General features: G+C 69.8%; 15 protein-coding genes, 2 tRNA genes and 1 pseudogene. 7 read left to right on the top strand and 11 right to left on the bottom strand.

Annotated features, from left to right (window positions below):
* Window positions 1-255: 255 nt before the first annotated feature.
* The 6 genes from QTQ03_RS19615 to gyrB all read right to left on the bottom strand — a co-directional run bounded on the left by QTQ03_RS19615 (window position 256) and on the right by gyrB (window position 6,407).
* Window positions 256-331: transfer RNA gene (locus tag QTQ03_RS19615), tRNA-Ala, on the bottom strand.
* A gap of 43 nt (window positions 332-374) precedes the next feature.
* Window positions 375-503 (bottom strand): DLW-39 family protein, encoded by a 129-nt coding sequence (locus QTQ03_RS19620; RefSeq protein WP_289279317.1) that lies wholly within the window; start codon window positions 501-503, stop codon window positions 375-377.
* A 42-nt stretch (window positions 504-545) separates the two neighbouring features.
* Window positions 546-622 (bottom strand) — tRNA-Ile (locus QTQ03_RS19625).
* Between the two features lie 297 nt (window positions 623-919).
* Entirely contained in the window at window positions 920-1,804 is an 885-nt protein-coding gene (locus QTQ03_RS19630; protein WP_289279318.1) for a DUF3566 domain-containing protein, read from the bottom strand.
* 4 nt (window positions 1,805-1,808) lie between these two features.
* Window positions 1,809-4,328: a DNA gyrase subunit A gene (gene gyrA, locus QTQ03_RS19635; protein WP_289279319.1), complete on the bottom strand. Its 2,520-nt coding sequence runs from the start codon at window positions 4,326-4,328 to the stop codon at window positions 1,809-1,811.
* A 132-nt stretch (window positions 4,329-4,460) separates the two neighbouring features.
* Window positions 4,461-6,407 carry a DNA topoisomerase (ATP-hydrolyzing) subunit B gene (gyrB, locus tag QTQ03_RS19640; protein WP_289279320.1) on the bottom strand — a complete coding sequence of 649 codons (1,947 nt, stop codon included), beginning with the start codon at window positions 6,405-6,407 and terminating at the stop codon, window positions 4,461-4,463.
* 492 nt (window positions 6,408-6,899) lie between these two features.
* On the opposite strand from gyrB, the gene QTQ03_RS19645 reads away from it, so the two are divergent.
* On the top strand, window positions 6,900-7,481 hold the full coding sequence (locus QTQ03_RS19645) for a hypothetical protein (protein WP_289279321.1): 582 nt from the start codon (window positions 6,900-6,902) through the stop codon (window positions 7,479-7,481).
* On the opposite strand, the gene QTQ03_RS19650 is transcribed toward QTQ03_RS19645, so the two are convergent.
* From QTQ03_RS19650 to dnaA, 5 genes are all read right to left on the bottom strand, one after another.
* Entirely contained in the window at window positions 7,472-8,080 is a 609-nt protein-coding gene (locus tag QTQ03_RS19650) for a DciA family protein (RefSeq protein ID WP_502889875.1), read from the bottom strand. The two genes, QTQ03_RS19645 and QTQ03_RS19650, sit on opposite strands and share 10 nt — an antisense overlap.
* A gap of 70 nt (window positions 8,081-8,150) precedes the next feature.
* The gene (gene recF / locus QTQ03_RS19655) at window positions 8,151-9,284 is read right to left on the bottom strand and encodes a DNA replication/repair protein RecF (protein WP_289279322.1); all 1,134 of its coding nucleotides are present in this window, start codon (window positions 9,282-9,284) and stop codon (window positions 8,151-8,153) included.
* Window positions 9,285-9,300: 16 nt separating this feature from the next.
* Window positions 9,301-10,173, bottom strand: a complete 873-nt coding sequence (gnd, locus tag QTQ03_RS19660) for a phosphogluconate dehydrogenase (NAD(+)-dependent, decarboxylating) (protein WP_289279323.1) — start codon at window positions 10,171-10,173, stop codon at window positions 9,301-9,303.
* A gap of 41 nt (window positions 10,174-10,214) precedes the next feature.
* Window positions 10,215-11,348: a DNA polymerase III subunit beta gene (gene dnaN / locus QTQ03_RS19665; RefSeq protein WP_289279324.1), complete on the bottom strand. Its 1,134-nt coding sequence runs from the start codon at window positions 11,346-11,348 to the stop codon at window positions 10,215-10,217.
* 844 nt (window positions 11,349-12,192) lie between these two features.
* Window positions 12,193-14,010: a chromosomal replication initiator protein DnaA gene (dnaA, locus tag QTQ03_RS19670; protein WP_289280902.1), complete on the bottom strand. Its 1,818-nt coding sequence runs from the start codon at window positions 14,008-14,010 to the stop codon at window positions 12,193-12,195.
* 630 nt (window positions 14,011-14,640) lie between these two features.
* Here dnaA and rpmH point away from each other — a divergent pair.
* From rpmH to rsmG, 6 genes and pseudogenes are all read left to right on the top strand, one after another.
* Complete coding sequence (rpmH, locus tag QTQ03_RS19675) at window positions 14,641-14,778, top strand: 50S ribosomal protein L34 (RefSeq protein ID WP_289279325.1); 138 nt, start codon at window positions 14,641-14,643, stop codon at window positions 14,776-14,778.
* Window positions 14,779-14,817: 39 nt separating this feature from the next.
* Window positions 14,818-15,213: pseudogene (gene rnpA, locus QTQ03_RS19680) on the top strand (ribonuclease P protein component); the annotation flags it as partial.
* A gap of 58 nt (window positions 15,214-15,271) precedes the next feature.
* Window positions 15,272-15,511: a membrane protein insertion efficiency factor YidD gene (yidD, locus tag QTQ03_RS19685; protein WP_289280903.1), complete on the top strand. Its 240-nt coding sequence runs from the start codon at window positions 15,272-15,274 to the stop codon at window positions 15,509-15,511.
* Window positions 15,512-15,514: 3 nt separating this feature from the next.
* Complete coding sequence (gene yidC, locus QTQ03_RS19690) at window positions 15,515-16,498, top strand: membrane protein insertase YidC (protein WP_289279326.1); 984 nt, start codon at window positions 15,515-15,517, stop codon at window positions 16,496-16,498.
* 213 nt (window positions 16,499-16,711) lie between these two features.
* Window positions 16,712-17,302, top strand: a complete 591-nt coding sequence (locus QTQ03_RS19695; protein ID WP_289279327.1) for a Jag family protein — start codon at window positions 16,712-16,714, stop codon at window positions 17,300-17,302.
* 53 nt (window positions 17,303-17,355) lie between these two features.
* A complete protein-coding gene (gene rsmG / locus QTQ03_RS19700; RefSeq protein WP_502889876.1) occupies window positions 17,356-18,120 on the top strand; it encodes a 16S rRNA (guanine(527)-N(7))-methyltransferase RsmG in 765 nt (254 codons plus the stop codon).
* Window positions 18,121-18,344 lie beyond the last annotated feature (224 nt).

The raw sequence follows: 18,344 nt of genomic DNA on the forward strand, positions 1-18,344 counted from the left end.
GCCGCCGGGGGCCGGGTGTCAAGCTGAGCAGGTGAGTACCGGCGGCGAGCGGCGTATCGGAGTCCAACACGTACTCGCGTAGGCCCTCTAGCTTTACCCGGCCGGCGTTGATGAAGTGCGGGCTGTCGATGATCTCCGGTGGGATCATCCCCGTGTTCAAGATCCCCGGACCCGACACCGCCCCCACGGGCGGCGCCACGTCCGAGGCCGCCCCGGAAGCCAACGAACCGGAAGCGGTTCGCACAACGCGTCACGTGGTGGAGCCCAGGGGACTTGAACCCCTAACCCCTGCCTTGCAAAGGCAGTGCTCTGCCAGTTGAGCTAGGGCCCCGGGGGCGGACTGAGCCGCCTGGTGCTGGCAGGTGGTAGCGCGGTCAGCGCAGGTCGGGCGCGGTCGTTGCCTCGTGCCACAGAGCGCGCTCGTCGTTGGAGGCCTTCACCTTCTTGGCCACCACGGCTGCCACACCAATGACACCGGCCAGGATCAGCAGCTTCTTGAACATTGGGACGACCCCTCACGCTCGACAGTGCCGTCGGACGATCCCTGGTGGGGCTAGCTGGAATCGAACCAGCGACCTCAGAGTTATCAGCTCTGCGCTCTAACCGACTGAGCTATAGCCCCCCGCGGCGACGAGCAAGGTTAACCCATCCGCCCGGCCGCCCCCAAATCGGGGGCCCGCCGCACCTGAAACCTACCCGAGCCTCAGCCACCCCGCCCACTGACTTTCCCGAGCGCGCGGCCGCACGGCTCCCGGGAGTTCGCGAGACCCCAGTGCTGACCGACCTGGAGCACGGGGTCGTCGCGCCGCCGCACGTACGCGGCCTACGCTACGTCCGAGATCGAGTGGATCATGTGAGGGTGCTCGGACCGGAACGCCGGGGTGCCGCACTCTGCTGGCACCCCGGCGTTCCGGTCGACTCAGTCGCGCTCGGCGAGCGTCAGCTCGATGCCGCCGACCAGATCGGCGCACACGTTGTAGACGAACGCCCCCAGCGTGGCCAGCGCGGTGAACAGCACCACGTTGACCAGTCCGATCAACGCCGAACTCAGGATCACGCCACGGGCGGTGACCTGGAAGCCGCCGGCGCTCTGCCCGCCGCCGGCACTGACCAGGTCCCGCAGGCTCTCGTTCACACTGTTGAACACACCCATCGCGTCCAGCGCCAGGTACAGCACCGAGGTCGCCACCACCACGACGATGAAGAGCACCACCGACACCGCGAAGGCGAACTTCATCACCGACCAAGGGTCGATCCGCTTGAGGTTCAGCCGGGCGCGGCGCGGCCCGCGCGACGCCGCCGAGCTGACCGTGGTACGCGCGGCGCGTACCGCCTCGCCCACTCGTGCGGCCCCGACGGCCGCCGCTCCGCCGATGCCCGGCGGAAGGCCGCCGCCCTGCGGCCGGCCACCCGGCTGTGACTGGGTGCCGGTCCCGCTCACCTGCGGCTGGGTACCCGTGTTACCGGCCGACGCGGCCCATCCGGCTCCGACGGGGATGGGCTGGGTCGTCGCCGGACGCGCCGCAGTCGACGTGGCGGTGCCGCCCGTGCTCGGGGCGTCAACCCTGGTCGTGTCGGTGGCCTTCTCCGGCTTGTCCGTGGTGGCCGGTTCCTCGGCGGGTTTGTCCGGCGGCGGCACCATCCCGGGAGCCCTGGTGAACTTCGGGGCAGGCGCGTCGGCGGGGACGGTCGCCCGGCCCACGGCCGCGCGGCCGGTCGCTGGCGCTCCACTCTTCGCGGCCGCCTCGTCGACCGGGTTGGCCGAGGTCCCCGTGTTCCCCGACTTCGCCTGTGTCTCCGTCATTCAACTAGTCCTGTTCGTCAGGCTCGTCGGCATTGCGAGCAATCGCCACGATAGTCACGCCGTCCGGGAGGTCCATCAGCTTAACCCCCATTGTGTTCCGGTCACGGGTACGGCGTACAGGCTTCACCGGAGTCCGGATGACACCACCATTGCTGGTGATGGCAAACAGCTCGTCGTCCGGGTCGATCACGACAGCGCCGACCAGACCACCGCGCCGCTCGGTGATCTTCGCAGTCAGCACGCCCTTACCTCCCCGGCCCTGCACCGGGTATTCCTCGATCGGGGTGCGTTTCGCATATCCACCGTTCGTGGCCACCAGCACGTCCAGACCGTCCCGGACGACCTCCATGGCCAGCAGCACGTCCTCCTCGCTGAACCGCATCCCGATCACACCCGAGGTCGCCCGACCCATCGGCCGCAGCGCCTCGTCCGAGGCGTTGAAGCGGATCGCCTGCGCGTTCTTGGAGACCAGCAGCAGATCCTGCTCCGGGGCGACCAGGGCGGCACCTACCAGCTCGTCCTCGTCGCGCAGGTTGATTGCGATGATGCCGCCGGACCGGTTGGAGTCGAACTCCTCAAGCCTCGTCTTCTTCACCAGGCCGTTCTTCGTGGCCAGTACCAGGTAGGGCGCTACCTGGTAGTGCGGAATCTCGATGATCTGTGCGATCTGCTCGTCCGGTTGGAAGGCGAGCAGGTTGGCCACGTGCTGGCCCTTGGCAACCCTACTGGCTTCCGGCAGCTCGTACGCCTTGGCCCGGTAGACCCGCCCCTTGTTGGTGAAGAACAGGATCCAGTCGTGCGTCGAGCACACGAAGAAGTGGCTGACGATGTCGTCCTGCCGGAGCGACGCACCGCTGACACCCTTGCCGCCCCGCCGCTGCGAGCGGTAGGCGTCGGCCTTGGTGCGTTTCGCATACCCGGTCCGGGTGATCGTGACCACCACGTCCTCGCGGGCGATCAGGTCTTCCATCGAGACCTCGCCGTCGAACGGGATGATCTGCGTGCGCCGATCGTCGCCCCACTTCGCGACGATCTCGCCCAGTTCCTCCGAGACGATCCTCCGCTGCCGCTCCGGCTTGGCGAGAATGTCCTTGAGGTCGGCGATCTCCAGCTCCAGCTTGACCAGGTCGTCGAGGATCCGCTGCCGTTCGAGGGCAGCGAGCCGGCGAAGCTGCATGTCCAGGATCGCTGTCGCCTGGATCTCGTCGATGTCCAGCAGCCGGATCAGGCCCTGCCGGGCGTCCTCCACGGTGGGCGAGCGCCGGATCAGGGCGATCACCTCGTCGAGGGCATCCAGCGCCTTGGCCAAGCCGCGCAGGATGTGCGCCCGCTCCTCGGCCTTGCGTAACCGGAACGCGGTCCGCCGACGGATCACCTCGACCTGGTGCTCGACGTAGTAGCGGAGGAACTGGGCCAGGTTGAGCGTGCGCGGCACCCCGTCGACCAGCGCCAGCATGTTGGCACCGAAGGTTTCCTGGAGCTGGGTGTGCTTGTAGAGGTTGTTCAGCACCACCTTGGCGACCGCGTCGCGCTTGAGCACCAGCACGATCCGCATACCGGTACGCCCGGAGGACTCGTCCCGGATGTCGGCGATGCCGCCGAGCTTGCCCTCTTTGATCAGCTCGGCGATCCGCTCGGCGAGGTTGTCCGGGTTGACCTGGTACGGCAGCTCGCTGACCACCAGCGCCGGCCGGCCCCGCTTGTCCTCCTCGACCTCCACCACGGCGCGCATCCGGATCGAACCGCGGCCCGTCCGGTAGGCGTCCTGGATGCCGGCCGTGCCGACGATCAGGCCGTGCGTCGGGAAGTCGGGACCCTTGACGATCCCCAGCAACGCCTCGAGTGTGGTGGCCTCGTCCTCGTCCGGGTGCTCCAGGCACCACTGGACGGCTGCGCCGATCTCCCGCAGGTTGTGCGGTGGGATCTTGGTCGCCATGCCGACCGCGATGCCCTCGGATCCGTTGACCAGCAGGTTCGGAATGCGGGACGGCAGGATGGTGGGCTCCTTGGCCCGGCCGTCGTAGTTGTCCTGGAGGTCGACGGTGTCCTCGTCGATGTCCCGCAGCATCTCCATGGCCAGCGGGTCGAGCTTGCACTCGGTGTAACGCATCGCGGCGGCCGGGTCGTTTCCGGGCGAGCCGAAGTTGCCGTTGCCGTCGACCAGCGGGTAGCGCAGCGACCAGGGCTGCGCCATCCGGACCAGCGCGTCGTAGATCGCCGTGTCGCCGTGCGGGTGGAACTGACCCATCACGTCGCCGACCACTCGGGAGCACTTCACGTACCCGCGATCCGGCCGGTACCCCGAGTCGAACATCGCGTAGAGGATCTTGCGGTGGACCGGCTTGAGCCCGTCCCGGACGTCCGGCAGCGCCCGCCCGACGATGACGCTCATGGCGTAGTCGAGGTAGGAGCGCTGCATCTCCACTTCGAGCCCGACCGGCTCGACGCGGTCGCGCGCGACGACTGCGCCGAGAGTATCTGGGGCCTCGGGCTCGTTCGGGGTGGGCTCGGGGGTATCCGTCACTTGTCAACCCTTATCAGACTTGAAGTCGTTTTCGTGCTGTGGATAACACCTGTGGAAACCGACCGGGCTGTGGATAACTCTGTGGATCCATGCGGCCCGGGGCCGGCCGTGGCGGGCCGGGACGAAGCGGGGTCAGATGTCCAGGAACCGCACGTCCTTGGCGTTGCGTTGGATGAACGAACGGCGCGCCTCGACGTCCTCGCCCATCAGGACGCTGAACAACTCGTCGGCAGTTGCGGCGTCGTCGAGCGTCACCTGGCGGAGGGTGCGGGTGGCCGGGTTCATCGTGGTCTCCCACAGCTCGGGATAGTTCATCTCGCCGAGACCCTTGAACCGCTGGATGTCGTCGGGCCTGGCGTTGGGCTTCTTCTGCTGACGCAGGGCAATCAGCCCGTCCCGCTCCCGGTCGGAGTACGCGTACTGTGCGTCGTCACCCTTCCTGTTCCACTTGATCTTGTAGAGCGGCGGCGCGGCCAGGTAGACGTGGCCCAGCTCGACCAGCGGCCGCATGAAACGGAACAGCAGGGTGAGCAGCAGGGTCTGGATGTGCTGGCCGTCGACGTCGGCGTCGGCCATCAGGACGATCTTGTGGTAGCGCAGCTTCTCGATGTCGAAGTCGTCGTGGATGCCGGTGCCGAGCGCGGTGATCAGCGCCTGGACCTCGTTGTTCTTCAGGACCCGGTCGATGCGGGCCTTCTCCACGTTGAGTATCTTGCCGCGGATCGGCAGGATCGCCTGGGTACGCGGGTCACGCCCCTGCTTGGCCGAGCCGCCGGCCGAGTCGCCCTCCACGATGAAGACCTCGGACTCCCGAGGATCGGTGGACTGGCAGTCAGCCAGCTTGCCGGGCATCGAGCCGGACTCCAGCAACGACTTGCGTCGGGCCAGCTTGCGCGCCTGCTGCGCGGCGATCCGAGCGCGGGCCGCCTGGGATGCCTTGGTGATGATGATCTTCGCCTCGGCCGGGTTGCGGTCCAGCCAGTCGACCAGCCACTCGTTGCACACGCGCTGGACGAAGCTCTTCACCGGCGTGTTGCCGAGTTTGGTCTTGGTCTGGCCCTCGAACTGCGGGTTGGTCAGCTTGACCGAGATGATCGCGGCCAGACCCTCACGGATGTCCTCGCCGGACAGCTTCTCGTCGCCCTTGAGCAGCTTCTTGTCCTGGCCATACCGGTTGACGACGCTGGTCAGCGCCGCCCGGAAGCCCTCCTCGTGAGTGCCGCCCTCGTGCGTGTTGATGTTGTTGGCGAAAGTGTAGACCGACTCGCCGTACGATTCGTTCCACTGCATGGCGATCTCGACCGACATGCCCTCCTCCTCGGCACCGAACTCGACCACCGTCTTGTGGATCGGGTTCTTCGAGGCGTTGAGGTGCCGGACGAAGTCGGCGATGCCGCCCTCGTAGTGGAAGGTCACCTCGCGGACCTTGCCTTCAACCCCCTCCGGAACCCGCTCGTCGAGCAGGTGGATGGTGAGGCCACGGGTGAGGAAGGCCATCTCCTGGAGGCGCCGGTAGATGGTCTGGAAGTCGAAGTCGACGGTCTCGAACACGTCCGGGTCGGGCCAGAAGGAGACCGCCGAGCCGGTACGGTCGGTCGGCTCGCCCTTCTCCAGCGGGGTCGGCTTGGAGCGGTCGTACCGCTGCCGCCAGACGAAGCCGTCCTTGTGGATCTCCACTGCCATCCGGGTGGAAAGGGCGTTCACCACGGACACGCCGACGCCGTGCAGCCCGCCGGAGACCGCGTACGCTTTGCCGTCGAACTTGCCGCCTGCGTGCAGCACGGTCAGGGCCACCTCGACACCCGGCTTCTTGAGCTTCGGATGGAGGTCGACCGGGAAGCCACGGCCGTTGTCGGTGACCCGGACCCCGCCGTCGGCGAGCAGCACCACGTGGATGGTGTCGCAGTACCCGGCCAGCGCCTCGTCCACAGCATTGTCGACGACCTCCCACACCAGGTGGTGCAGGCCCCGTTCACCAGTGGACCCGATGTACATACCGGGACGCTTCCGGACCGCCTCCAGCCCTTCGAGGACGGTGATCGACTCGGCGCCGTACTCCTGCTTGTCCTGCGCTGCCACCCTCGGCCACTTTCTCGCGCCGCCGCGCCAGAACGGCGCGCCGGGCGCGGGGTTCGGCGGACAGGACGCGACGTCGGCGCGCGGACCGATACCGGGGAGTCCTCCGGGCTACGGGTCGAACGCGCCGGTCGCCGCGGTTGCCCGCGGATCGCGATCGGCTCGACCCGACATGGACGATGATCGCGGGCCCGCACCGGGCCCGTGTCTCGTCGCTCCGCACCGGGTCTTCGTCTCTACGCCAATCCTACTGTGCGCAGGCGACAGAACCACCACTCGGCACCCCTGCGGGGCGCCTCAGACCTCCGTAGCGGGCCGAGAGGCGCCTCCCGCGACTCCCCCCACGCGTGTGGGCCCCATCGGCGGCCCGCGCCCGGCCGTCGGCGGTCCCGCACCGGCGTGTTCCACACCGCGACGGACAGCGGCTTGATCTTTGGGGACGGGAACCGGACGATCGACCCAATCGAACGGACACGGCTTGAGAGGTGACGCCAGATGGGGCTGGACAACGTCGCGGTGCACTGGCCGCGGACCGGCCGCTTCTACGACCCGGTCGCGCCGGCCGAGTTCGTCGACTTCGGCGAAATCGTCGACACGCCGCGAATCTCCGCCCCGACCGCCGCACTCGCCGAACTCGTCGCGAAGACCGGCACGGTACGGGCGACCGCATACACGGAGCTGGTCGACCTGATTCTCGGGCTGGAGAATGTGCTCTACGCCACGGAGAACTCGGCCGAGGACGAGGATCCGGTAATCGACCCGGACGGCTGCTCGTGGATCGCGGACGGGGTGGAGAAGTTCGTGGCGCGGCACCGGCCGGTCGGTGAGGCGGTCACGTTCGAGTCGGTCAGCGAGGTGCTGCGCTCGCTGCTGGGCGACGGGCGCCTCGCCGAGCAGCAGCTGCGCTGGCTGCACAGCCGGCTGGACCGGCTGTGCGACGAGAACGGCGATCCGCCGCAGTGGACCTTCACCTGCGCCGAGTTGAGCGTGCTCGCCGCCTTCTACCGGCGCTGCGCCGACCGGGGCTTCGCCGTCTACGCCGAGTCGGCCGCACCCCGCCGGGCCGCTCAGCCGTAGGTGTCGCGGGGGCCACGCCCCCGGACCCGCCGGGGGCCGCGCGACCACGACGGCGCGGCCGGCCCGTGGATGTGCAGCTTGCGCACCACGTTATGACCGACCTCACGGGCGATCTGCTGAAGCAGGGAACCGGCGAGCAGGCGGAGCTGGGTGGCCCACGCGGTGGAGCGGGCCTCCACGGTCAACTCACCATCCTCCAGCTTCGTCGGGCGGCTGTGCTGGGCCACCTCCGGGCCCACCACCCGCTCCCAGGCGCCGAACACGGTTGCCTCGGCCGCCGGCTGCTGCCAGCCCCGAGCCTTGACCAGCCGGTCCAGGACAGCACCGAGCGGCTGTGGGTCACGCGGATCCGGCCCAGGCCCCGAGTAGCCGCGCAGCCTCCGCTCGCCCCCGCCGTCCCCACCGACGGCGCTGCGCCGCCGGGTCCTCGCCGCCGTCTCCCGCCGCGCCTTCGCCGCCTCCAGTACGGCCCGCGCGAGCTGCGGCCCGACCACCCCGGGCGGCGGGTCGGCGCCTGGGCTGGCGTCGGTGGTCGACGGGCCGGGGTCCAAACCGGGTGCCGGCCGCCGATCCGGGCGGCCGCCATCCCCCGAGGGGATACCCGCACCGTCGGCCCCGGGCGACGCCGCACGCGTCACCGCCTGGCCGGGAGTGCCGGGACGCTGCGGATCATCCGACACGGCGGACCGTCCCGTCGCCGACGGCAAACCGGGCACCCCGCAGCCGCGCGGGCACGTCGTCGTCCACCGCGCAGGTGACCAGCAGCTGGCTGGCACCGCCGACCAGGTCGGCGAGCCGATCCCGCCGGCCGGCGTCCAACTCGGCGAAGACGTCGTCGAGTACGAGCACCGGCTCAATGCCGTCGGAACGCAACAGGTCGTACCCGGCCAGCCGCAGCGCCAGGGCGTACGACCAGGACTCGCCGTGGCTGGCGTACCCCTTGGCGGGCAGCGGGCCCAGGGTCAGCGCGAGGTCGTCGCGGTGCGGGCCGACCAGGGTCGTCCCCCGCTCGATCTCGGCAGCCCGCCCTTCGGCAAGCGCGTTGGCCAGCGCCGCCGCGAGGGCGACCCGGTCGGTGATCGGCTCGGTCAGGTCCACCGACGGCCGGTACGCGATGCCCGCCGCGCCCCGGCCGGCGGCCACCGCGTCGTACGCCTTGGTGACGTGCGGCGCGAGCGCGGCGACCAGTTCGAGCCGGCCGGCAAGCAGATCGGCCCCGTGCTGCGCGAGGTGGGTATCCCAGACGGCCAGGGTGGACAGGTCTCCGCCGCGGGAGCCGCCGGTCTTGCGGGCCAGGTACGCGGTGCGCAGCAGGGCGTTGCGTTGCTTGACCACGCGGTCGTAGTCGGCGCGTACCCCGGCGTACCGGGGTTGGCGGAGCACCAGGAGGTCGTCGAGGTAGCGGCGACGCTCGGCCGGGTCACCCCGGACGAGTTCCAGATCCTCCGGGGCGAAGAGCACCAGTCGCAGGGCGCCCAGCACGTCCCGCGCGCGCCGGGCCGGGGACCGACCGAGCCGGGCCCGATTGGCCTTGCCGGGGACGATCTCCAGCTCGACCAGCAACTCACGGCCCTCGTGTACGACGGCGCAGCGGATCACCGCGGCGGCGGCGCCCATCCTGACCAGCGGGGCATCCGTGGCCACTCGGTGCGAGTCCAGCGTCGCCACGTAGCCCAGCGCCTCGACGAGGTTGGTCTTACCGACCCCGTTGGGACCGATCAGCACGTTCGCCCCAGGTTCGAGGTCGACGCCGACCCGCTCGTACGAGCGGAAGTCGACCAGTTCGAGCCGGCGGACGTACACAGGCTGTGGACGGGCGTCAGCGCTTGCGGACGGCGTGCCCGCCGAACTGCTGGCGCAGCGCGGCGACGGCCTTCATCGCGGGGGAGTCGTCCTGGCGGGAGGCGAACCGGGCGAAGAGCGCGGCGGCGATCACGTTCATCGGAACGGCGAGCCGGACCGCCTCGTCGACCGTCCACCGGCCCTCGCCGGTGTCCTCGGTGTAGTCGCTCAGCTCGGCTAGCTCGGGATCCTCGTCGAGGGCACGGTCGAGCAGGTCGAGCAGCCAGGATCGGACAACCGTGCCCTCGCGCCAGGACTTGAAGACTCCCGGCACGTTGGTCACCAGCTCGGACTTGGCCAGCAGCTCGTAACCCTCGGCGTACGCGTGCATGAGGCCGTACTCGATACCGTTGTGCACCATCTTGGCGTAGTGCCCGGCGCCGACCGGCCCGGCGTGTACGAAGCCGAACTCGCCCTCCGGCTTGAGCGCCTCGAAAATCGGCATGAGCCGCTCGACGTGCTCCTGAGCACCCCCGACCATGAGGGCGTACCCGTTCTGCCCACCCCAGATGCCGCCGGAGACGCCGACGTCGACGTAGCCGATACCGCGCTTGTTGAGGCGCTCGGCGCGGGGGGCGTCGTCGCTGAAGCGGGAGTTGCCACCGTCGATGATGATGTCGCCGGCGCCCAGGACGTCGGCCAGTTCGTCGATGGTGGTGTCGGTGACGCCGGCGGGAACCATGACCCAGACGGCGCGCGGGGCGTCCAGGTTCTCGGCCAGCTCCGCCAGGTTCGTGACATCGCTGCGCTGCGCGTTGTGGTCGAAACCGACCACAACGTGCCCGGCGGCGCGCAACCGTTCGCGCATGTTGCCGCCCATCCGGCCGAGTCCTACCAGGCCGAGCTGCATCTGTCCGTACCTCCGTGCGTCGTGGTGCTCTTCGGGCCCGATCAGCGGGATACCCGGATCGGCATGATGAGGTAGCGGTACCCGGGGAGCACCACGCCATCCTCGCCGGCGGGCGACATCACCGCCGGCTTGAAGGCGTCGACGAACGAGAGCACGGCGAACTGGGCCCCCAGGTTCACGAGGCCGTCGATCAGGTACTGAGGGTTGAAGCCGATGGTCAGCGGATCACCGGTGAAGGTGGTTTCCATGGCCTCACTGGCCCGCGCCTCCTCGGTGCCGCCGGCCTCGACGACCAGCCCGTCGGCGCTGAAGCTCAGCAGGACCGGGGTGGTGCGCTCGGCCACCAGGGCGACCCGCTTCACCACCTCGATGAGCGTGCTGACCGGCACCTGGGCCTGTGCGTTGTGGCTGGCTGGGAAGAGTGACCGCACGGGTGGGTAGTTGGCGCCGTCGAGTAGACGGCTGGTGGTACGGCGGGTGCCACCAGCGAAGCCGATCATGCCCTCGCCGGCGGCCCCCTGCGACAGGGCCATGGTCACCTGACCGCCGAGCGGGCCGAGGGCCTTCGCGGTGTCGTGCAGGGTACGGGCCGGCACGAGCGCGTTGAGGCTGACCTCGGGGTCGTCCGGGTCCCACTCCATCTCACGCAGGGCGAGCCGGTAGCGGTCGGTGGCGAGCATCGCCAGAGTGCGGCCGGAGAGCTCGATCCGGACGCCGGTCATCATCGGCAGCGTCTCGTCCCGGCCGGCTGCCACGGCCACCTGGGCGACGGCGGCGGCGAACGCGGACGCGTCCACGGTGCCGGCGCTCTCCGGCATCTCCGGGAGGGTCGGGTAGTCCTCCACCGGCATCGTGGGCAGGGTGAACCGGGCGCTGCCGCAGACGATTTCGAGGTGGGCACCGACGGCTGCGATGTCCACCGGCTTGGCCGGCAACGCCTTGGTGATCTCGGCGAGGAGGCGACCGGAGACCAGCGCCGCGCCGTCGGCGTCGCCCTGCACCTCGACGGTCACCTGGCTGGAGACTTCGTAGTCGAAGCCGGAGACCTGCAGATCGCCGTCGGTGACGCGCAACATCACGCCGGCGAGTACCGGCACGGAGGGCCGGTTGGGCAGGCTCTTCGCGGTCCAGGCCACGGCCTCGGCGAGCGCGTCGCGCTCCACTCGGAACTTCATCAATGCCTCCGCGTCGACGTCAGCGACAACTCTCTCATGCCGACCGCTGCCTACCGACCCGCAGGATCCTGCGGGTACCCATCGCACCTTAGGGCGCGTGGGCTCCGGCTGTGCGCCCGACCCCGTGCCGTCCCGGTGCTGGCCGGCTGCCGTCGGCAGCCCGCCAGTCCGATCCACAGGAAGTTCAACGGTGATGATTGGTTTTTGTTGTCTTAGAAGAGATAACTCATCGTCTTCGTCGCACCTGTGCAAACTGTGGAGAACTGCCGTCTGCGCAGGTCAGTCAGGTTGTCCACCAGTGGGTTGGCTGTGGAGAACCAGGGGAAAAACCCGTCTCGCGATCCACAGGCGCCCGCCACCCCCAGGTTGTCCACGGTTGTCCACCGGTTGTCCACCGGTAATCCACCGACTTTCTCCCCAGCCCTGTGGATCACCGGACGCGTCCCGATCGGCGTCATCCCCAGAACCTTCAACAGGCCGCCCACAGGCAGACCGTCTGCGGTGGACAACGTCGAGGTTGTCCCCAGGCGTCCACAGCGTTGTCCCCAGGGTTTCTCCACAACCTGTGGGTAACTGGCGGCGGGCGGACCGTAGTTATCCACCGACGGTGGATAACGAGCTGTGGACAACGAGTCGGGATGGGACTGGTCACGGTCTCGACTCGGTGCGAAGTCGACCCGCACGGCACAGCCGGCAGTGGCCCTCCACCAGGTCCCGAGGGTCAGCCTCGCGCAGGATCGCGATGCGGTTTCCATCCGGCGGGCTGGTATGCGGGCGAGCAGGGACCACGGGGTCGGAAGAGGCAGGGTTGCCCGGCCGGGCAACCCTGCGGAAGGCGGCCGCCTCAGGTGTTCTGCTTGATCCGGTTGGTCAACTCGGCGATCTGGTTGTAGAGCGAACGTCGCTCGGCCATCTGTTGGCGGATCTTGCGGTCCGCGTGCATGACCGTGGTGTGGTCACGGCCGCCGAAGGCCTGACCGATCCGGGGCAGCGACAGGTCGGTCAGCTCCCGGCACAGGTACATGGCCACCTGGCGGGCGTTGACGAGGACCCGGGACCGGGAGTGCCCCCGCAGGTCCTCCAGGCTCACCCCGAAGTAGTCGGCGGTGGAGACCATGATCTGGTCCGCGGTGATCTCCGGGCCGGCGCCGTCCGGGATGAAATCCCGGAGCACCTCCTCGGCCAGGGACAGCTCCACGGACGAGCGGGTGAGGCTGGCGAACGCGGTCACCCGGATCAGCGCGCCCTCCAGTTCCCGGATCGAGTTCGACACCCGGGACGCGATGAACTCCAGCACGTCCGGCGGGGCGAACAGCCGTTCCTGGGCTGCCTTCTTCTGCAGGATCGCGATGCGGGTTTCCAGGTCCGGCGGCTGGATGTCGGCGAGCAAGCCCCACTCGAACCGGGTCCGCAGCCGGTCCTCCAGAGTCGCCAGCTGCTTCGGCGAGCGGTCGGAGGTGATCACGATCTGCTTGTTGGCATTGTGCAGGGTGTTGAAGGTGTGGAAGAACTCCTCCTGCGTCCGCTCCCGGTTCTCCAGGAACTGAATGTCGTCGATCAGGAGGATGTCGACGTCCCGGTAACGGCGCTGGAACGCGCTCGTCTTGTCGTCCCGCAGCGAGTTGATGAAGTCGTTGGTGAACTCCTCGGTCGAGACGTACCGGACCGAGCGGGCGTTGCCCAACGTCGTGGCGTAGTGGCCGATCGCGTGTAGTAGGTGGGTCTTGCCCAGCCCGGAACTGCCGTAGATGAAGAGCGGGTTGTACGCCTTCGCCGGTGACTCGGCCACCGCCACCGCCGCCGCGTGCGCGAACCGGTTCGACGAGCCGATGACGAACGTCTCGAACATGTACTTCGGGTTGAGCCGGTTGCCGCCACCGTCGGCGCCCGCCGGCAGCCGCCGCTCCTCCCGGCCGCCAGGGCGGTGGTGGTCCGCCCGCCCCGGTCCGCTGTCGGTGCCGAGGTCCCGGGGTAGGGCACGGATCACGTGCTGGTCCCGCGGCGACATGCCGTTCTCGCGGTAGCGCCCCTCGAGGGCGCGGCTGTCCACCCTCGGGTCCGGCCGGGGCGCCTGCTCGTCGTAGCCGTGCCGTTCCGGACCGAGGAGCGGACCGTCGGGCCGGGATGACTCGGCGAAAGCGGTGCTGAACAGCGGCTCCTGAGGGTCCCGGGTCACCGGGGGGAGCCGCTCGGCGACGGGAGGGGAGCCGGCGGGGTCCTCGACCCGCCGCTCGGGCTGGGCCTGCTCGGGGATCAGCGGCAGCTGCCGGCCGGCGTCGTCGTCCGCCGGGTCCCACCCGGTGCCACCGTCGGGACCGCCCAGCGGGTTCCCGTAGGGCTCGCCCGGGTGCGGCTCGGGGGCGCTGCGGTAGACCATGCCCGCCGGGCGGCCGGCGGCCTCCTCCGGCACCCGCACGGTGACCGCAACCTGGATCGGCCGGCCCAACCGGCGGGTGAGCGCCTCGGTGATCGCGGGGCGTAGCCGAGACTCGATCACGTCCCGGGTGAAGGCGTCCGGGACGGAGAGCAGTGCGGTGTCCTCGACGATCGCCCGCAGCCGGGTAAGCCGCAGGTATGCCCGCTGCTGCGCGGAGACGAGCTCGTCGGCGAGCTCCTCCGTCGTTGCCGTCCACACCGCGGCAAGGTCGGTCGTACCGGCCACCGTCGTGCCACCCCCTCGCCTCTGCTCCCGGACGCCGCCGTCCTCCCCGTCGGCCGTCCCGGGCCCGCCGCGTTCGAGCGGGTGGAACATCCCCACCCGGTCGGCCGATCGGTTCTCGTCCACAAGTTATCCACAGCCTGTGTACGTACCGATTGTGGCCTCCCGCCGGACGCGGGTCGGACCCTGCTCCCTGCCTGAACGGGCGCTGAAGCGGGTTCACCGTGCCGAACGATCCACCGCCCTGTCCGGTCTTGCTCGCCGGCGGCGACCGAACCCGTCGACGCAGACCGCAATCGGGCACGGTAACAGCGATGTCGGCGAGCCTTCAACCGCCCACGCGTAGGACGGGGGGCGGCATCAGCGAAAAGCACCGCTTCGGCCACCCGCAGTGACGGCGTCGGTCCTGGTGGGGCTGTTTGACCCGCCATTGCGCCCCTGCGTACGCTGGAACAGCTGCTCTGTCGGCCTCTGCTAGGGTAGTGGGTGCTTGCTGCCCGCGGTCGCACCCCGCATCGCCGGGGCCCTGCGCCGCCGGGCAGCACCGATCGGAGGTCGCCGTTCAGGCGACCCGGACCACGCACGCTCCCCGGCGATCTCCTCGCCAGGGGGCACGACAACGGAGAGCCTGACGTGAGCAAGCGCACCTACCAGCCGAACACCCGCCGGCGCGCGAAGACCCACGGCTTCCGGCTGCGCATGCGCACCCGTGCCGGCCGCGCCATCATCTCGACCCGTCGCGCCAAGGGGCGCGGCCGCCTGTCGGCCTGACGCCGACCGGGCCCGACTCGCAGGACGTTGGCAGTCGTGGTGCTGGCGGCCGCGCAGCGACTGCGGCGCAGCACTGACTTTGCCGCAGCGGTCCGTGGTGGTCGACGTGTCGGACGAGGTGCCGTCGTCGTCCACCTGAGCCTGCCGATCACCCCATCGGCGGCAACGTCGCCGAAGCCGGCGCGGAGTGCCGGTGCGGAGGAGACTCCCGCACCCGCCCGCGCCGGCTTCGTCGTTTCCAAGGCCGTCGGGAACGCCGTGGTCCGCAACCAGGTCCGCCGCCGACTTCGGCACCTGGTCCGTGAGCGGCTCACCGAGCTGCCGGCCGGGAGCACCCTCGTGGTGCGGGCCCTGCCGGTCGCGGCCGACGCGTCGTACCAGCAGCTCGGCACCGATCTCGACGCGGCGATGGCGGCCGCGCGTGCCCCCCGGGGCGGCGGTCCCGGTGAGTACCGGACAGGACGGGCCACGGCCGACGACACCTGCCGCCCGGGTGCTGGTCGGTCCCATCATCGCGTACCGTCGGTGGATAAGTCCGGCTCTGCCGGCCCGCTGTCGGTTCTACCCGTCGTGCAGTGCGTACGCCATCGAGGCGGTCACCCGCCACGGCGCGATCCGGGGAGCCGGCCTGACGGTCCGGCGGTTGTTGCGTTGCCACCCCTTTCACCCAGGTGGATACGACCCGGTACCGGAGCCGGTCGGTCACCGCCGTGCCGATGTGACTGGAGCCTGAGAATTGAGTCTCGACTGGATCTACTATGCGATCTCGTGGATCCTCTTGGTCTGGCACCGGGCCTGGGAGGCCATCGGGGTACCGGACGGCGCGGTGCTCGGCACCAACTGGGCCTGGATCCTCGCCATCGTCTTCCTGGTGGTCACCGTCCGGGTGATCCTCTTCCCGGTCTTCGTCAAGCAGATCAAGTCGCAGCGGGCGATGCAGGCGCTCCAGCCGCAGGTCAAGGCGCTGCAGGAGAAGCACAAGGGTGACCGGGAGACGCTCCAGAAGGAGATGATGGAGCTCTACCGGAAGGAAAAGGCCAACCCACTCATGGGCTGCCTTCCGATGTTCCTCCAGATCCCGGTCTTCCTCGGCCTCTTCCACGTGCTCCGCCGCCTCAGTCCGAGCAACGACCTCAAGACCCTCTACGGCTGGTCGGTCGACCAGTTCGAGAGCGCGTCGGCCGCCAAGCTGTTCACCGCGCCGATCGCCGGCAAGTTCGGCTCCACCGCCGCGGAACTCGCCGCCCTGGGGGCCAACGGCACCACGGTCAAGGTGATGGCCGGTGTCCTGGTGCTGGTGATGATGGGCACCACCTACCTGACCAGCCGTCAGATGATCCTCAAGACCGGCTGGGCCGAGGATCCGCAGCAGCGGATGATCCAGCGACTGATGCTCTACGGCATTCCGCTGTCGCTGCTCGTCTCCGGTGCGATCTTCCCAATCGGTGTGATCATCTACTGGGTCACCAACAACCTCTTCACGCTCGCGCAGCAGCAGTGGGTGCTGCGCAAGTTCCCGCCACCGCCCAACGTCACCGCCAAGTCGGGCACCTCAGGCGCGGGTAGGCCGGCGCAGCCGGCGAAGACCGCTGGGCTGTTCGGCCGCAAGGCTGCCACGCCGGCCCCCACCAAGCCGGCCGCGCCCAAGGTGGCCGGGCCCAAGCCGGGTGCCAAGCCGATGAACCCGAAGAAGGGGCGCCCCGCCAAGCGGCAAGGCTGAGTCGTCCGGGCCGCCGTCGGGACACCGGCGGCGGCCCGCTGCGCACCGTGCCGCGGCCGTACGGCCGACGCCGGTGGGCAAAGTGCCGCGCGTGCGGCGGCGACGGGCGACACTGCCCGTACAGACGTGCCCGCGGGCACCGGCGACCTCCCGCCGGCCCCGGGGAGACCAGCGGACCCGACGGTCCGGCCGAGCGAGTACGGAGATGACACCGTGACCGAGACCAGCATCCCCCGCGGCGAGGAGTCCCTGGACACCGAGGGGACAGCGCTGACCGCCCCGCAGGGCACCGACGAACCCGGCGAGGCCGCCGGCGGCGAGACGGAGAAGAAAGCTGTCGCCGAGAGCGACCTGTTCCACCAAAGCGAGATCGCCGCGGACTACGTAGAGGGACTGCTCGACATCCTCGACTATGACGGCGACATCGACGAGCTGGTTTCCGGCGGACGGCCGGTGGTCGAGGTGGTCGGCGGTCGGCTGCAGAACCTGGTGGGCCAGCGCGGTGCCACCCTGGAGGCGCTTCAGGAGCTGGCCCGGCTTGCCGTCTTCCGGCAGACCGGGACTCCCAGCCGGCTGCTGCTCGACGTGGGCGGATACCGCGCCAGCCGGCGCAAGGAGCTTGCCGCCGTGGCGAAGAACGCGGTGGAGAAGGTCAAGGAGCACGGCGATCCTGTCCGTCTGGAGCCGATGTCCGCTTTCGAGCGCAAGTGCGTCCACGACGTCGTGAACGCGATGACCGGGGTGGAGAGCGAGTCTGAGGGCATCGAGCCGAATCGGCGCATCATCGTCCGGCCGGCGGACTGACCCGGGTGAGCGACGACCGCACTGCGGCTGGTGCCGTGTTCGGCCCGGGTGGCGTGCCACCCGGGCCGTCGGCTGTCGACCCTCGCCTGGTCCCCGACCCGGCCGATGCCAGGTTGCCGTTCGAGTTGGCCGGAGCGGCGCGGGCACTTTTCGGTGACCGGCTCGACCTGGCCACCTCGTATGCCGAACTGCTGGTGACCGACGGGGTGGTCCGCGGTCTGATCGGGCCTCGGGAGGCACCCCGGATCTGGGATCGGCACCTGCTGAACTGCGCTGCGACGGCTGAGCGGATTCCGCCCGGCGCCACGGTGCTCGACGTGGGCTCGGGTGCCGGGCTGCCCGGCCTGGTACTGGCCGTGGCGCGGCCGGACCTGATCGTGACGCTGATCGAGCCGCTCGCCCGCCGTACCGCCTTTCTGGTCGAGGCGGTAGAGCGCCTCGGGCTCACCCGGAACGTCCGGGTGTTCCGCGGCCGGGCCGAGGAGGCGGTGGTCGGTGTCGGCGGGGCGGGACCGCTTGCCGGTGACGTGGTGACCGCGCGTGCCGTAGCACCGCTTGACCGGCTCTGCGCGTGGTGCCTGCCGCTGGCCACACCTGGCGGTCGGCTGATTGCTCTCAAGGGTGCGTTGGCGGCAGAAGAGGTAGCCGAGCACGCGGCGATCGTGAACCGGCTCGGCGGCGGAATGCCTGAGGTGCGTCGCTGCGGCGAAGGCGTGATCGACCCGCCGACGACGGTGGTGGAGATCGTTCGCGAGCGAGTGGTGGGGCCGATTCGGTCGAAGCCCGCGAAGCGGTCGCGCGGTGGCCGGCGCCGCTGACACCCGTTGGTCGTGCCGAGCGCCGTCTACACGTCACTGCCCCTGGATCCGGGCTGGCTCGGTCGCGTCGTGCCGGATCGGCCGATCCGACTTCCTGTCCGGCGTCCGCGTCGTTTAACCGGTACGGGCGGGCGGGATGCGAACCCGACGTGGACCGGTTGCGCCCGTGCGCCGTAGGCTGACCGCGCGTCGATATTGTGGAGTGGGCGGCGACGGACAACCAG

It is taken from the genome of Micromonospora sp. WMMA1363 (assembly GCF_030345795.1).
GTDB lineage: Bacteria > Actinomycetota > Actinomycetes > Mycobacteriales > Micromonosporaceae > Micromonospora.

Excerpts from the sequence above, each read along its gene's own strand:
- QTQ03_RS19620 (WP_289279317.1), bottom strand. The coding sequence starts at position 503 with ATGTTCAAGAAGCTGCTGATCCTGGCCGGTGTCATTGGTGTGGCAGCC.
- QTQ03_RS19630 (WP_289279318.1), bottom strand. The coding sequence starts at position 1,804 with ATGACGGAGACACAGGCGAAGTCGGGGAACACGGGGACCTCGGCCAAC.
- QTQ03_RS19645 (WP_289279321.1), top strand. The coding sequence starts at position 6,900 with ATGGGGCTGGACAACGTCGCGGTGCACTGGCCGCGGACCGGCCGCTTC.
- gnd (WP_289279323.1), bottom strand. The coding sequence starts at position 10,173 with ATGCAGCTCGGCCTGGTAGGACTCGGCCGGATGGGCGGCAACATGCGC.
- dnaN (WP_289279324.1), bottom strand. The coding sequence starts at position 11,348 with ATGAAGTTCCGAGTGGAGCGCGACGCGCTCGCCGAGGCCGTGGCCTGG.